General features: G+C 72.5%; 13 protein-coding genes. 10 read left to right on the forward strand and 3 right to left on the reverse strand.

Going from position 1 to position 14094, the window contains the following annotated elements; genetic code table 11:
- Positions 1-4: 4 nt before the first annotated feature.
- The 5 genes from IO30_RS0100965 (at position 5) to IO30_RS0100985 (ending at position 3714) form a co-directional block, all read left to right on the forward strand.
- The gene (locus IO30_RS0100965) at positions 5-256 is read left to right on the forward strand and encodes a hypothetical protein (protein WP_031138184.1); all 252 of its coding nucleotides are present in this window, start codon (positions 5-7) and stop codon (positions 254-256) included.
- A 164-nt stretch (positions 257-420) separates the two neighbouring features.
- Positions 421-1155, forward strand: a complete 735-nt coding sequence (locus IO30_RS0100970) for a TetR/AcrR family transcriptional regulator (RefSeq protein WP_037892719.1) — start codon at positions 421-423, stop codon at positions 1153-1155.
- A gap of 67 nt (positions 1156-1222) precedes the next feature.
- Entirely contained in the window at positions 1223-2380 is a 1158-nt protein-coding gene (locus IO30_RS0100975) for an MAB_1171c family putative transporter (protein WP_031138188.1), read from the forward strand.
- Between the two features lie 327 nt (positions 2381-2707).
- Positions 2708-3148: a helix-turn-helix domain-containing protein gene (locus IO30_RS0100980; RefSeq protein WP_031138190.1), complete on the forward strand. Its 441-nt coding sequence runs from the start codon at positions 2708-2710 to the stop codon at positions 3146-3148.
- A complete protein-coding gene (locus tag IO30_RS0100985; RefSeq protein ID WP_031138192.1) occupies positions 3145-3714 on the forward strand; it encodes a toxin in 570 nt (189 codons plus the stop codon). The genes IO30_RS0100980 and IO30_RS0100985 overlap by 4 nt, the downstream gene beginning before the upstream one ends.
- Positions 3715-3723: 9 nt before the next feature.
- Here the strand turns inward: IO30_RS0100985 and IO30_RS0100990 are convergent, their stop codons facing one another.
- Positions 3724-7167, reverse strand: coding sequence for an aminotransferase class I/II-fold pyridoxal phosphate-dependent enzyme (locus IO30_RS0100990; protein WP_078904484.1), 3444 nt, complete (start codon positions 7165-7167; stop codon positions 3724-3726).
- Positions 7164-8105, reverse strand: a complete 942-nt coding sequence (locus tag IO30_RS0100995) for an NAD-dependent epimerase/dehydratase family protein (RefSeq protein WP_031138196.1) — start codon at positions 8103-8105, stop codon at positions 7164-7166. The genes IO30_RS0100990 and IO30_RS0100995 overlap by 4 nt, the downstream gene beginning before the upstream one ends.
- 175 nt (positions 8106-8280) lie before the next feature.
- Between IO30_RS0100995 and IO30_RS0101000 the strand changes: the two genes are divergently transcribed.
- From IO30_RS0101000 to IO30_RS0101020, 5 genes are all read left to right on the forward strand, one after another.
- Complete coding sequence (locus tag IO30_RS0101000; RefSeq protein ID WP_037892723.1) at positions 8281-9624, forward strand: S28 family serine protease; 1344 nt, start codon at positions 8281-8283, stop codon at positions 9622-9624.
- Positions 9625-9681: 57 nt separating this feature from the next.
- Positions 9682-10869 (forward strand): hypothetical protein, encoded by a 1188-nt coding sequence (locus IO30_RS0101005; RefSeq protein WP_031138200.1) that lies wholly within the window; start codon positions 9682-9684, stop codon positions 10867-10869.
- Positions 10870-10947: 78 nt separating this feature from the next.
- Positions 10948-11880, forward strand: a complete 933-nt coding sequence (locus IO30_RS0101010) for a GNAT family N-acetyltransferase (RefSeq protein WP_031138202.1) — start codon at positions 10948-10950, stop codon at positions 11878-11880.
- 54 nt (positions 11881-11934) lie between these two features.
- Positions 11935-12279, forward strand: coding sequence for a VOC family protein (locus IO30_RS0101015; protein ID WP_031138204.1), 345 nt, complete (start codon positions 11935-11937; stop codon positions 12277-12279).
- A 116-nt stretch (positions 12280-12395) separates the two neighbouring features.
- A complete protein-coding gene (locus tag IO30_RS0101020) occupies positions 12396-13118 on the forward strand; it encodes a hypothetical protein (protein WP_031138206.1) in 723 nt (240 codons plus the stop codon).
- 12 nt (positions 13119-13130) lie between these two features.
- Here IO30_RS0101020 and IO30_RS0101025 read toward each other — a convergent pair whose 3' ends face one another.
- A complete protein-coding gene (locus IO30_RS0101025) occupies positions 13131-13859 on the reverse strand; it encodes a hypothetical protein (protein WP_157853054.1) in 729 nt (242 codons plus the stop codon).
- Positions 13860-14094: the final 235 nt, after the last annotated feature.

Here is a 14094-nt window from a genome sequence, read left to right on the forward strand (position 1 = left end):
CCTCATGGCCGTGCTCTCCACGATCGCCGTGGTTCTCGGTGCCTGGTGCGCCGCCAGCGTCCTCACCGCCGCGTTGTACGTCGGCCTGCGCACCGGCATGGTCCGACGGCAGCGGGCCCTGGCGTCCGTACCGCGCCCGGTGGCCGGCGGGGTGGTGTACCGCGGACCGGTGGAACGGGTGGCCGTACGGCGGGCGCCTGCGCTGCGCTCCTGCGTGCGGCCGGGCCGCACCCGGGCCGGAACGGTCGGTCCGTGAGTCCTGTCGCGGCCTGTGGTGCGGGCGTCAACGAGGCGTCCCACAGAGGGGTTTGAGCCTCGGTATCCTGAAACGATCGCCGTATGGCCCGGATCACAGCGGCTTTCCGGAGTGCTCCCCCGATTGCGCCCGAGGGCCTCGTGGCCGACGGGTACGGTTTGGCCATGGATGTTTCCGGAACACGTGCTGCCGACGACCGCACCGGGCCGTCGGGGCTCCTGAGGACCACCGCGCGCCGACTTCTCGTGACACTGGGCGCCGGGGGGCTGTCCCTGGAGGCGGTCGCCGAGGCCGCCGGTCTGCCGCTCGCCGACGTGGAGGCCGTCTTCCCGCACCGGGACGACCTGCTGACCGCGCTGGTCATCGACGCCTACGACGGCTCCGCAGCGGCGATGGAAGAGGCGGACCGGGCCGCGGTGGCCGCCGGGGCGTCCGCGGGTGCACGGCTCCTGGCCGTGACCCGCGCGCTGCGGGAGTGGTCCTTCGCGCACACCGGCGAGTTCACGCTGATCTACGGTTCACCCGTGCCGGGCTACCACGCCCCGCAGGAGACCGTGCCGCCCGCCTCGCGCACCCCCGCCGTGCTGGGCGCCGTCGTGCGTGCGGCGCTGGAGGCCGGTGAACTCACACCGCCGCGGCGCGTGGTGCCCGGTCCGCCGCTGCTCCGTCCGGAGGCCGTGGAAGCCTTCGGCGGTGTGCCGGGGGCTCCGTTCTCGGACGTCATCGAGCGTGGCATCGTGCTGTGGAGCAGCCTGATCGGGCTCCTGGTGTTCCAGGTCTTCAGCCGTACCCACGACAGCGTCCGCGACGAGTCCGCCTACTTCGACTTCGCCATCGCCGTGGCGGCCGAGGGCATCGGGCTGGAGGTCCCCCTGGACGAGAAGACCCTCACCGACTAGTGCTGCGGTCACAGCACTGGATCCACCGACAGCCTGCCGCGAGCGCGGCACCGGCGGGAATCAGGCCGTGAACACCACCAGAACCCTCTGCTTCGTCATCGCGGCGCTCTCGTCCTACGCCGCCCTCGTCTACCGGCTGGTCCAAGTCCGGCGCAGCTGGCGGGACAACGCCTACCGGACGCTGGTCGTCACCCTGCTGCTCCAGTGCCTCACCTTCACGATGGGGGCCGTCGCCATGGCGGGCGACAGCTTCCTGGGCGTCGGCAACCTCGCCATCCTGCTCATGCACGTGTCGGCGGTCGCCTTCTGCGTCAGCGCCCAGATCATCCTGCTGCGCTGGGCGACCGCGACCGAGGAAGCGGTGCGCAAGGCCCGTTACTGGCTGATCACCGGCATCACGCTGAGCGCGGTCCTCGTGGCGCTCTTCTTCGTCGCCGACGGCCCGTCCCGGCCTGCGACGGACTTCAACACCGGCAGCGGCCAGCCGCTGGTCCTCACCTACCTCCTGGTCTTCATCGTGTCCCAGGCGGTCCCGTGCGTGACCATCTTCCGCCAGTGCGGCCCCTATGCCCGGATGACCGGCAAGGCCTCGCTGCGCCAGGCCCTGCGGATGCTCTCCGTCGCCGCGGTCATCCTCTTCCTCTACTGCCTGTGCAGGACGGTGAACATCCTCACCGGCGCGTGGGGCATCGACATCGGCGTGTGGCAGCTGGCGTCGAACGTCTTCAGCGCGCTGGGCATCGTCACGCTCTCGCTCAGCCTGACGATCTCCTCGTGGGAGGCGCCCGCCGCCAAACTGGTGGACTGGGCGCGCAGTTACCGTGCCTACCGGGCGCTGTACCCGCTGTGGCGGGACCTGTACGAGTCCTCGCCTGACATCGTCCTGGAGCCGCCCGGCGCGGCTTCGGTCTCCGACCTCAACTACCGGCTCCACCGGCGGGTCATCGAAATACGCGACGGGTGGCGGGACTTGCGTCCGTACATCGACCGCACCGCGCAGGGCGCCGAGGGAGCGGGCCCCAAAGCGAGCGAGGAGTACCGGCAGGCTTTCGCCGAAGCGGCGCAGATCAAGCAGGCGTTGCACGCCAAGCGCACCGGGACCATCCCGGACGACAACAAGGACGAGGGGGACTTCGACGACCGCGACACCGACAACTTCACCGCGGAAGTCGCCTGGCTCACCAAGGTCGCATCCGTTTATCGTAAGCTCAGTAAAGCGGGTTGAGAGCTCCCACCCGGTCTGCCCCCCGTCAGGCCGGGCGGGTTTCCCCGTGCGCACCCCCCAGTACCCCCCAGTACTCCCGATGTTTTCCGTCTCGGGCCGGGCGGGTGCGTACCCGCCCGGCCCGGCCCCCATCCCCCGAGGGCCGGCCCGGACAGGGCCGAGACAACCACCAGCGAACTCGACTACCCCCGTAAGCGAAGTTAGCTGGCAGCTATCGGCGAGGTCCACGGTGGCGGACTCTCGGCAGATTGTCAACTGACCGCTAATCTGTAAAACTGTTGGATAGCTGAGGGCAATGCCGAGGAGGTGACGGAAGGAGGATTCGCAGTGTCCGAGACAGAGGACCGGCCCGTACTTGCCGTGCGTCTGGACAACCTCTTCAAGACGGTTCGTCCCAAGGGCAAGCACTGGACCAACGCCGAGGTGGCGGAGGAACTGAAGCGGGCCAACCCCGAACTCAAGGTCGGCGGTGTGTACCTGTCCCAACTGCGGACGGGCAAGCGCTCCAACCCTTCACCGGACCTGCTGGCCGCTCTGGCACGCTTCTTCGGCGTGTCCGTCGCCTACTTCTTCGACGACAAGGTCGCCGAGTCCGTGCTCAGCCAGGTCGCCGCCATCGAGGCGCTGCGCCAGGCGGGGGTGCGCTCCGTGGCGATGCGCGCGGCCGGTATGAAGAAGGAGAACCTCCAGGCCATCACCGCCATCATGGACCAGTACCGGCAGATGCAGGGGCTCCCGCCGGTCACCGACCCCGCGGACCCGGAGTGAGGGTCCCCGGCAAGGGGCGATCGGCCGGCCAGGACCGCCGCAGCCAGCTCAAGAGGCTCCGGAAGGACGGCGCACGGCGGATCGCCGAGCTGAACCTGCCGGAAGGGGCCGATGTCGCCGAGCTGTGCCGCTACCTCGGTGAGATCCGCGAGCGTCCCATCACGCTGGTCGCCATGCAGATGCCCGCGTCGCAGCCGTGCGGCATGTGGGTCGCCGCCCGCGACGAGGACCTGATCTTCTACGACGCCAACACGACCAGCGCGCATCAGGAGCACATCATCTTGCACGAGCTGGGCCACATCATCTGCTGCCATCGCGGGGCCGGCTGGCTGGACGAGGCGAGCGCACGGCACCTCTTCCCCAACCTCGACCCCGACCTCGTCCGCGACATGCTCCTGCGCGCGACCTACGACGACGTCCAAGAGCAGGAGGCGGAGGTCATCGCCTACCTCCTCTCCCAGCGGCTGGGCGGCGCCGGGGAAGAGCGGAGCCCGTTTCCGTCCGCACAGGACGCGGCGCCGGGGAAGTCCGACATGCTCAGCCGGATCGAACGCACCCTCTTCTGACGGGTCCGTTCATCCCGCGGCGGCCGCCACCTCCTCGGCCAGGACCTCCACGGCCCACCGGATGTCCTCCTCGGCGTGATCACTGGTGACGAAGAAGCGCAGCCTCGCGAGCCCCTCCTCCACGGCCGGGTGGAAGATCGGATCGGCGATCACCCCCCGGGCGAACAGCCGGTCCGCGACGTGCAGGGTCCGGGCCGAGTCGCCGAGGAGGCACGGCACGATCGGGGTGTGGGCGCTGGATCCCGTGACCACACCGGCCGAGGCGGCCAGCCCGAGGAAGAGGCCCGCGTTCCGCCGCAGGGTACGCACCCGGTGCGGTTCGGCGACGATCAGCTCGGTCGCGGCCAGCGCCGCAGCGGCGTTGGCCGGGCTCAGGCCGACGCTGTAGACGAAGCCGGGCAGCGTGTGCCGCATCCACCGCACCATCCGGGCGGAGCCGCCGAGGTACCCGCCGCAGCTTGCGAAGGCCTTCGAGAGGGTGCCCATCCACAGGTCCACGTCGCGCCGGTCGGCGCCGAAGAACTCGCCGACCCCACGGCCGCTTTCGCCCACGGTGCCGATGCTGTGCGCCTCGTCGACCATCAGCAGGGCGCCGTAACGCTTCTTCAGCTCGATCACCGCCGGCAGGTCGACCAGGTCGCCGTCCATGCTGTAGGCGCCTTCCACGGCGATCAGCACCCGCCGGAACCGGGTGCGGTTGATGCGCAGCATGTGCTCCAGCTGCCCGGTGTCGTTGTGGGCGAACGGGCGCCGCGCCGCCCCGGACAGCGCGCAGCCCTGCAGGATGCTGTCGTGGGCGAGCGCGTCGTGCACCACCAGGTCCCCGGGGCCCACGAGGTGCCCTATCGCGGAGACGTTGGTGGCGTGGCCGCTCACCAGGGCCAGGCAGTCCCCGACGCCGAGGAACTCGGCGAGGGCCCGCTCCAGCCGTACCGTGAGGTCCCGTTCGCCGGAGAGCACGCGGCTCGCGGACACCGAGGTCCCGTACCGTTCCACGGCTTCCTGCGCGGCCTCGTTGACCGCCGGATGACCCGAGAGCCCCAGGTAGTTGTAGCTGCCGAAGGACAGGTAGGAGCGCTCGCCTATCACGGTCCGGTCGCGGATGGTGCCCTGGTGGACCCGGAAGTACGGGTAGTCCGCGCCGCTGCGGACGATCGCGTCCAGGCGGTCCTCGAACTGCCGCACCTCCGGGAAGTCGTCGACGCACGCGGTGGCGGCGCCCCGTCCCTGCCCCGGCCTCGGGGGCCCGGGCGCACCGGGAGCCGGGGCGGGGAGGCTCCGGTCCGGTCCCGCCTGGCGGGGCAGGAGGTCGCGGAGGGCGGGCGTCCGGTCGAGGTGCGGACCGACCAGCGCGATCAGCCGGTCGATGGTGACGTCCGGCAGGAACAACTCCTCGGCGGTGAAGCCCGGGGCCCGCTTGGCTATGCCGACCTCCAGCTCCTGGAGCATCAGGGAATCGAAGCCGAGGTCACTCGTCAGGGCCATGTCCCCGCGCAGGTCGGAGAGGGGGAAGACGCCGGTCCGCGACACGGCCTCCAGTACCACGGACGCGGCGGGCGAGCCCCCGGCGCCCGCCGGAACGGGCGCTTCCCTGGCCTGCTCCACTTCGGCCTCCACTTCGGCCTCTGCGGCCTCGGCAGGGGCCGGCGGTCCGGGGCCGTCCGCCGCTTCCCGGGCCGACGCGTCCACCACCCAGTGGTGGCGCGGAGCGAGCGGGCTCGGCGGCAGGGTGAGCGGAGGCATCCGCTCCGCCACCGCGGCGACGTCCCGAGCCTGCTCGGCCTCCCCGGTGCGGCCCGCCTCCACGGCCGCGGCCGCGGCCGTCAGCCGGGCGGCTGCGTCGGCGGGGTCCTGCGCCACCACGGTCAGGCGTTCCGCGAAGGGGGTCCGGCGCGCCAGGGTGGCCGCCACCCCGGCAGGCGGCAGCCCGTCGGCCTCGATGGCGTGGGCCAGCTCCCGGGCGTACCGGGCCAGTCCGGCCCGGTCCCGGGCGCTGAGGACCAGGAGGTGCGGCTCCCCCTCGGGCGCGGGCGCCGGGCTGGCGGCCGGGGCCGCGGTGCACTCCTCCACCACCAGGTGGACGCCGGTGCCGCCGAAGCCGAAGGCGCTCACCCCGGCGCGGCGCGGCGCGCCGGATCCCGGCCACGGGGTCGCCTCCGTGGCGATGGTCAGCCGTGCGGCGTCGAGCCCGGAACGGTCGGCCAGTTCGAAGGCGGGCTGGGGCGGTATCACGCCCCGGTGCACGGCCAGGACCGTCTTGATGAGTCCGGCCAGGCCCGCGGCGTTGAGCGAGTGGCCCACCACCGCCTTCACCGCGCCGAGGTAGGCGGGTGCGGCCCCCTCACCGCGCAGTTCGCGCAGGACGCCGACCTCCACCGGGTCGCCGACCCTGGTCCCGGTGCCGTGCGCCTCCAGGTATCCGACGGAGTCCGCGGGCAGGTCCGCGTCCCGGTAGGCCCGGCGCAGCGCTCGCAGCTGGCCGGCCGCCTGCGGGTGCATGCCGCCCTGTACGGTCCCGTCGTTGGCCGTTCCCACGCCGCGGATCACCGCGTAGACCCGGTCGCCGGACTCCAGGGCATCGGCCAGGGGTCGCAGGACCAGGATGCCCGCGCCCTCGCCCAGGACGAAGCCGTCGGCCTCCGCACCGAACGGCAGGCACCTGCCGCTGCGCGACACGGCGCCGATCCGGCTCAGCCCGACCAGGAGGTCGGGCGCGAGGATCAGCTGGGCGCCGCCGGCCAGGGCGATGCGGGTCCGGCCGGCGCGCAGGGCATGCACGGCGTTGGCCACGGCCATCAGGCCGCCGGAGCAGGCAGCGTCCAAGGCGTAGCTCTCGCCGTGCAGGTCGAAGACCGAACTGACGGTGTTGGGGCCCATGTTGAGGAGGAGTCCGGCGACGGAGGTGCCGTGCAGCGCGTCGACCGCGCGGACCGCCGAAGACCAGCGGGGGTCGTCGATCCGCGCCCCGAACTCGCCGCCGGCCAGCTGGCGCATCCGGATCTTCATGGTGCTGAGCTCGCGGTAGCCGCTCTCGGTGAGCGAGGTGATGACGGAGGTCTCCTCGCGGTCGAAGCCCTCCGCCTCCCATCCGGCGTCCTGGATGGCCTCGCGGGCGAGGTCGATCAGCAGCCGGTGCTGCGGGTCCATCGACCTGGCCCGGCGCGGCGGGATGCCGTAGTGCGCCGCGTCGAAGTGGCCCACGTCCGGCAGCAGCGCCATGGTGTCCGTGGCGGTCGAGGACGCGTCGCGGAAGTCGTCGCTGAGGAAGGCGGCACTGCGCCAGCGCGAGTCCGGGACGGTGGAGAACTGTGCTCGGGGAGCCGTGAGCAGTTGCCAGTACTGGTTCACGTTCCGCGCCCCCGGAAACCGGCAGGCCATGCCGACGACGGCGACGTCGTCCCGCCGGACTCCCGCTGAACCCACGGTGCCGTCCTTCGCTGTCACAGGTGTCATCCAGTGGTGGTCAGTCGCTCCCGCCACCAGTCCACCGTCTCCTTGACCTGTTCGTCGACGGGGGTGGCGCGGACCGCGAACGCGGTTTCGTAGGCGCTGGAATCGGCCACGAACGGCCGGTCGAACTGGTAGCGGATCTCCTTCAGTTCCCGGAGCAGCGGCGAGAACAGCGATGCCACGCCGAAGACGGCCGGAGGCAGCCCGCGCACGGCTACCGGCCCGGTTCCCGCCTGGGCTGCCATGCGGTCGACCATCTGGCGGACGGACAGCGGGGGTTCATTGGGGACGTGCCAGGCCCGTCCCCAGGCCCGTTCCTCGCCCGCGACCGTGGCCAGGGCGCTGGCCACGTCGGGCAGGTAGCTCCAGCTGTGCGGGGCGTCCGGGTCGCCGAGCGTGGAGACGGGCTTGCCGCGCAGCAGGCGCGGCAGGACCCGTCCGGCCAGGTGCCCGCCGTCGGTCACCCCGGGACCGAAGAAGTCCGAGGCGCGCACCTCGACGGCCTTGATGCGGCCCTGGTCGTGGAGGGTGCGCGCCTCTTCCCACAGCCGGGCGCGCACCCGGCCCTTGGGGCCGGTGGCGGCGAGCGGAAGCTCCTCGGTCATCAGCCCGTCCACGGGGCCGTAGCCGTAGAGGTTGCCCAGCATGACCAGGACGGCGCCGGTCGCCTCGGCCGCCGCGCAGGCCGAGGCGGCCAGCGGTGGCCATGCGCTCACCCAGCGGGGGTAGGGCGGCGCGGCGCAGCCGTAGAGCGCTGCGGCGCCCCGCACGGCCTCGGTCAGTGCGTTGCTGTCCGTCGCGTCCAGGGCGACATGCTCGATCCCGGGCTCCGGCCTGCGGGCCGATCTGGTCACGACGCGTACGGAGTGCCCTTCCCCGGCCAGCAGTCGAGCGGTGGCCGCACCAGCGGGCCCGAACCCCATCACCACATGAAGACTCACGGGTGAACCCTACGGGAGGCGGGGCTCGAACGGCGGGTCCCGGGGACCCGACCGCGCGGAGCCGGACAGGGACCAACTCCTTATCGGCCAAAGGCGTTTGTCCACCCCCATACGGGGGAGACGGCACCCTCGCCCGGGGGATCCGCGGGCGCCTCGTGCGGGGTTTCCTGGAAGCATGAAGAACTCACTGAAGCGCCTGCTCGCCCTGGCAGCGGTCGCGGCCCTGACCGCTGCCGTGCCCGCCCCTTCGGCCCTGGCCCAGCCGCTGCCGGGCGACGGCATCCGGGCCCGTATCGAGGCCGTTCCCGGGATGCGCCTGCTCGGCGAGCGGCCGGCCCCGCCGGGGCAGGTCGTCCTCGACCTCGCCTACCGTCAGCCCGACGACCACCGGCATCCGGAGCGGGGTTCCTTCGAGCAGAGGCTGACGCTGGTCCACAAGTCCGCCGAGCGGCCCATGGTGCTCCATTCCAGTGGGTACGACCTGGGTTCCTCCCCGGAGCGGCCGTCCGAACCGGCGAAGCTGCTGGACGCCAACCAGATCACCACCGAGCAGCGCTTCTTCGGCACGTCCCGGCCCGGTGGCCCCGACTGGTCCACCCTCACCATCTGGCAGGCGGCGAGCGACCACCACCGTCTCGTCGCCGCCCTGAAGAAGGTGTACCGCGGCGCCTGGATCTCCACCGGGGGCAGCAAGGGCGGGATGACCGCGGTCTACCACCGCCGGTTCTATCCCGGGGACGTGGCCGGTACGGTCGCGTATTCGGCCCCGAACAACACGGACGACGGGGACGACAGCGCCTACGACGCCCGCATCGAGCTGGTCGGTACGCCCGAGTGCCGTGCCGCGGTGAAGTCGGTGCAGCGCGAGGCGCTGGTGCGGCGCTCGGCGATGACGGAGCGGTACGGGCGGTGGGCCGAGGAGGAGCAGCGCACCTTCCGGACCCTCGGCAGCGCCGACCGTGCCTTCGAACTCGCCGTGCTGAGGCTCCCGATGATGTTCTGGATGCACCAGCCCTCCGGAGGCTGCGGCTCCGTGCCCGGCGCCGCCGCCACGGACGACGAGTTGTACGCCTGGGTCTCCCAGGTCACTCAGTTCCCCGTCTACACCGACCAGACGCTCGACGCCTACACCCCGTACTTCTACCAATTGGGCACCCAGCTCGGGTACGCCCAGTTCGCGGCGCCCCATCTCGACGGGCTGCTGCGTCATCCGGGCGTCCAGGAGGTCCGGTCGTACGTGCCGAAGGACATCCCCTTGCGGTTCCAGGCCGGGGCCATGGCGGACATCGACCGCTGGGTGCGCCGCGACGGACGCTCGCTGATGTTCGTCAACGGTGAGAACGACGTGGCGGTCGCCGAACCCTTCCGTCTCGGCGCCGGCACGCGGGACTCCTACCGCTTCGAGGTGCCCGACGCCAACCACCACATATCCCTCACCGGCCTGCCTCCTGGCGATGCCGAGAAGGCCCTGGCCACGCTTCGGCGCTGGGCCGGCCGGACACCGCCCGCCGGAGGCTGAGGGGCAGCGGCTGGCAGACTCTCCGGGTTGCGCCGCACTCGGGGAGGGAGCAGGACGATGCTGTGGGGGAGAGCCGTCGGATACGCCGCGGCGTGGACGGGAGCGGTCCTGCTGGTGCTGTGCCCGCCCTCGGGCGGGGCGCCCGTCCACGCCCTCGACGGCCACGGGTTGGGGCCGGCCGTGCACCGGGCGGAGGAGCCCGGGGTGCCGCGGTTCCGGCTGCGCGCGCACGAGAACGTCATGGACCTGCCTGCCTCCGGCCGGGGCACCCCCGCCCCGGTCACCCCCGGCTTCGTGTACACCGGGACGACTGCGCCGGGGGACGTCTGGCTCTCGATGTCGGTGGCGGACCACCACGTGGGCGAATACCAGTCGCCGACGCTTCCGGCGCAGTTCGCCAACTGCTTCTACGCGAGCGACGGGAACGGCGCGTACTGCAGGTTCCCCGGGCCTCTGGTGGCGGGGCAGGGGTACGAGACCGACGTGCCGTTCCAAGCAGTCAACGGGGAGTGCTGCCGGGTCAGGGGCGCGTACAGGTACGTGCTGTGGGTGGACGGGAGCCCGGGCTACCCGGGGGAATCCGCGCTGCAGGGCATGCGGAAGGGTTCCGGACCGGCTCTCGGCCTGCGGGCGGTCGACGCGGCCACCCTGTCGGGTGGATCCGAGGCGACGATGGAGTACCAGACGCAGGACCCGGCGGTGCATCCCGGCTGGCTGGTCCCCGTCCGTTCCCTCGTCCTGCGGGGCGAGGCCGGCGGGTACGTGGAGCTGGAGATCCCGTTCGGTGTCGCTTCGGAGGGTTTCCCCTCTGCGCCCCCGACCGTGCGGGTCGAGCTGCCGGAAGGGACCTCGCCGGCCCCGAGGAAGGTCGGGGAACACCCCTCGGAGGAGACCTATTGCGGTACCGCGAAACCCTCCGCCCGCACCGTGGTCTGCCACAAGGGCGGCGACCGGGTCATCCTGCGGCTGCGCATCGACCGGAAGGCCGAGGATGCGCGCGGCAGCATCTCGGTGGCCGTCCCGCCGGGCGACACCGACCCCGCCGACAACGTGCGGCCGATCGAGCTCCAGGTCACCGGCGCCGCCGGGCCGGCCCTCCCCCGGCCCGGCGAACCGGGCCGGCCCTGGGCGGGAGCGCTCGCGGCCGTCGCCTGCGCCGCGTCGGCTGCTGTTCTGCTCCTGGTGGCGCGCCGCCGGTCCGCCCGCCGCCGCTCGGCCCGGCGCGGGGCGGCGCCGCGCCCGTAGAAAAAGGGGTGGTCCAGCCGCAGGTCCGGGGCTAGTTTCGCGGGTGAACCGCCTGACTCGCCCCGCGAAGGACTGCCTGTGACGTCGATCCGTACCGCACTCCCCCACGAACTGCCCGCACTGCTGGAACATCCTGGTGACACCGAGCGCAACGCGGCGACCCGCGCGTACCTGGAGCAGTTGCTCGCGGTGAAGTGCACCCGTCCCGAATGGTGCCTGGTCGCCGAGGACGGGCAGGGTCAGCTGGTGGGCAGCGTGGTGCTGTGGACCCTGCCCGGGCAGGAAGTCCCTTACGCCCTGGTCCTGTTCGAGGCCCCGGCCGACTCGGCCGAGACCGGTGCCGCGCTGCTCAACGCCGCGGCGGCGAAGGCGCGCGAGTTCGGCGCGCAGGAGCTGGAGCACGTCGTCGACTCGCCCGCACAGGCACCGCAGTTCCAGCGCGGACCGGAGCGGCGGGCGGAGCTGCTGCGGGGTTCCGGTTTCGGGGTGATGCGCGACGGGCGCCGCTTCCGCCTGCGGGCCCAGGGCGAACTGCCGCCCGACGACGCCCGGCTGCAGTTCCGCAGTCTCGCCGACCTGGGTCCCGGTCCGTTCGTCGGCCTCCTGGAAGACCTGCTCGCCGAGACCGCGGACGCCCGGCTGGCCGCGGATGTCCGGCAGTACGGGCTCCGGGGCGCGGCCGAGCGGCTCTTCGAGGAGACGGCCGAGCTGCGCCACGAGCCGCACTGGTGGGAGATCGGCTACGACCCGGACGGCACCCCGGCGGTGATCAGCCTGCCCGCGGAGAACCCGAGCGTGGCGGTGATCGGCTTCGTCGGCGTGGCGCCGGCCCACCGGGGCAAGGGGTACGCCGCCTCGGCCGTGCTCCGCGGCACGCGGATCCTCCTGGCGCAGGGCGCCGACGAGATCCGCGGGGACTGCGACGCGGCCAACACGGCGATGGCGAAGGCGTTCACGAGGGCCGGTTACGAGAACTTCGCCGACCGGCTGGAGTTCGGCCGCGCCCTGTGACGTACGGCCGGGCCTGATGGAGCGGCCGCCGACGGGCCGTCGTAGGCTCCGGCCATGCGTACGCACCTGCACCAGATCGTCGTGGACTCCCGTGAGCCGAGGGCCCTGGTCCGTTTCTGGGCGCACCTGCTGGGGGGCGAGCCGGTCGACCGGGCCCGCGGCTGGTCGCACGTCGAGCCGCCCGGGTTCGCCCGGCTCGCCTTCCAGCCGGTGCCCGAGCCCAGGGCCGTGAAGAACCGCCTGCACCTGGACATCGGTGTCGACGACGTCGAGGCCGCGGCCACCGAGGCCGTGCGCCTGGGCGCCGTCCGGGCCGGCGAGGCGGTCACCGACGACCAGGGATCGTTCCAGTCCATGCGCGACCCGGAGGGCAACGAGTTCTGCTTCGTGGGCCCCTGACCTGGGTGTCCGACCGTGCGGTACGGCAGATCCGGGGTACGGATGCGGCGGTGGCCCGTGTGACCATGTCCCCCGGCACATCCGCACCACGCACATCCGCACCACATGGGGGGACCATGCGCACCCGCACCACCACTGCCGCCACCGGCCTCGTCGCCGCCACCCTGGCGCTGCTCGTCCTGGCCGGCTGCACCTCACAGGGCGAGGGCCCGTCCGGGGCGGGGACCGGGACACCGGCCAAGGCCACGGCTCCGGCGCCCGCCCCGGCCGCCGGATCCGGTTTCGAGGGGCCCCGCCCCCAGGACCAGAACCTGCTGGCGTGGACCGGTGACCCCAATGACGCGGGGCACGTGACCGCCCAGTCCGCCACCGGGGTCGGCGGGCGGGTCACGCTGGTACGGATCGTCCTGCGCGAGGAGATCACCTGGTCGAACATCTGGCTCGGCCTGGCGGGCCTGGACCCGAACGCCCAGCTCTCCAACTGCTACCTCGGCGTGTACGACGCGAGCGGCGCCCTGGTCGCCGCCACTGCGGACGTCTCCCCGCAGCTGATGGTCGAGCCGATCGCCAAACCGTTCGCCCTCGCCAAGCCGTTCACCGCCGCCCCGGGGACCTACTTCATCGCCCTGCTCCTCAACGGCAATTGGGCCACCAACGCGCTCACGCTGAAGTCCACGGGCGCCGGCATCTCGGTCAATGCCGGTCTGACGCCGCCGAACCTCCGCTACAGCACCGTCCTGACCGGCCAGACCTCGCTCCCGGCCACCGTGAACCTCGCCGAGCAGTCCCAGAGCGTCATCAACACCGGCTGGGCCAGCCAGTGGTACGCCATCTCCTGATCCCAGGGCAGGTCAGCAGCCGCTCGGAGCGAACGGGGGGACGAAGGTGGCCGCGATGACGCGCTCGGGGCCGACCTTCACGTCCATGGCGCCGCGGCCCGCCGAGGTGAAGGAGGTCGGCATCTTGAGGTCGGAGGGCAGGTCCGCCTCCGTGATGTCGGCGCCCGTGTGGACGACCGACAGCGAGCCCCGGCACGCCGCGGACTGCGGCGGCACACTGCCCTCGACGATCCCGTCCGCCGGTCCGACCGTGAGGGTGGGCCGGTCCATGAAGACGTACTGGAACTCGTGGCCGTCGCCGGAGGGCCGGGCCCGGCCGGAGGTCGTTCCTCCGCGGGTGACGTCCACCCAGAACCGGCTGAGCGTCACCTTGACCGCGGCGCAGGGACGCTCGACCGCCTCGGGCTCGAAGCTCAGGCCGTCACCGTCGATCTTCAGGGCCTTGCTGCCGTAGGAGCCGCTGCCGCTCTTCAGCCGGGTGAGGTAGGTGCCCAGTTTCTCCGGCTCCATGGCGGAGGTGTCCACGCACTCCGTGCTCGGGGCCGCCGAGCTCGGGGCCGGCGGGGCGCTCGTGGCGGGCGGGGCGGCGGCAGCGGTCGTGGCGGGAGGTGCGGACGCGGCGGAAGCGGACGGTGAGGCCGTTCGGGACGCGGCGGGCTCCGCCCCGCCGGAGCAGCCCGCCACGGCCAGCAGGGCCGCGCCGAGGGAGGCGATGACGGGCCCTCTTAATCGGTGACGCATGACGTACTCCGGTCCGGTCGTCGGGGTGGTGCGAGGTGCGCCGAGGTGTACTCCCCGCCATGGTGACAGGCGGTCGCGCGGGGCGCCGCCGGTTGCCGATCTCCCGTCCGGACTCAGCATTCTGACATGTCATCAGGTCATCCGTCCCGGACTCTTGACTCTGCAGTCCGGGGTCGGGATTCTCGTCCCAACAATTGCGCGGGCCATGACAACACCGGCGCCGTCCCGCCGACCT

The sequence above is a fragment of the Streptomyces xanthophaeus genome, from assembly GCF_000725805.1.
Lineage (GTDB): Bacteria > Actinomycetota > Actinomycetes > Streptomycetales > Streptomycetaceae > Streptomyces > Streptomyces xanthophaeus.

Excerpts from the sequence above, each read along its gene's own strand:
- IO30_RS0100990 (WP_078904484.1), bottom strand. The coding sequence starts at position 7,167 with ATGACACCTGTGACAGCGAAGGACGGCACCGTGGGTTCAGCGGGAGTC.
- IO30_RS0101000 (WP_037892723.1), top strand. The coding sequence starts at position 8,281 with ATGAAGAACTCACTGAAGCGCCTGCTCGCCCTGGCAGCGGTCGCGGCC.
- IO30_RS0100970 (WP_037892719.1), top strand. The coding sequence starts at position 421 with ATGGATGTTTCCGGAACACGTGCTGCCGACGACCGCACCGGGCCGTCG.
- IO30_RS0101005 (WP_031138200.1), top strand. The coding sequence starts at position 9,682 with ATGCTGTGGGGGAGAGCCGTCGGATACGCCGCGGCGTGGACGGGAGCG.
- IO30_RS0101015 (WP_031138204.1), top strand. The coding sequence starts at position 11,935 with ATGCGTACGCACCTGCACCAGATCGTCGTGGACTCCCGTGAGCCGAGG.
- IO30_RS0101020 (WP_031138206.1), top strand. The coding sequence starts at position 12,396 with ATGCGCACCCGCACCACCACTGCCGCCACCGGCCTCGTCGCCGCCACC.
- IO30_RS0100965 (WP_031138184.1), top strand. The coding sequence starts at position 5 with ATGGCCGTGCTCTCCACGATCGCCGTGGTTCTCGGTGCCTGGTGCGCC.
- IO30_RS0101025 (WP_157853054.1), bottom strand. The coding sequence starts at position 13,859 with ATGCGTCACCGATTAAGAGGGCCCGTCATCGCCTCCCTCGGCGCGGCC.